This window comes from Shewanella sp. T24-MNA-CIBAN-0130 (genome assembly GCF_040310185.1).
Classification (GTDB): Bacteria; Pseudomonadota; Gammaproteobacteria; order Enterobacterales; family Shewanellaceae; genus Shewanella; species Shewanella psychromarinicola.
Genome location: NZ_JBEOPP010000587.1, coordinates 1 through 232 on the forward strand (window position 1 = coordinate 1; position 232 = coordinate 232).

Annotated in this window: 1 protein-coding gene; it reads right to left on the minus strand. The window is 56.0% G+C overall.

The annotated features are described in order from the left end of the window. Positions 1-40: 40 nt before the first annotated feature. Positions 41-232, minus strand: a 192-nt coding sequence (locus AAEZ02_RS23610; protein ID WP_351125691.1) for a hypothetical protein, incomplete at its 5' end; no start/stop codon positions are given.

Genomic DNA, 232 nt, shown 5'->3' on the forward strand with positions numbered 1-232 from the left:
CCCCCCCTAATGTCAATGCTCCAGTACCGACCCCAGATGCCTACAAGAGTCTGGTGGGCTCGGAGATGTGTATAAGCGACAGGGTTAATACAGTGCCCGTGGTTGCGCGGCTGTCTTCTGCCACTGAAATCACTTCGTTCGCGTCAGTGAAATGATCGTTCACTGGGCTCACGGTGATGGTCAAGGTCGAGGTGTCGGTCGGGCCAGAGCCGTCGGTTAACACATAGGCTGT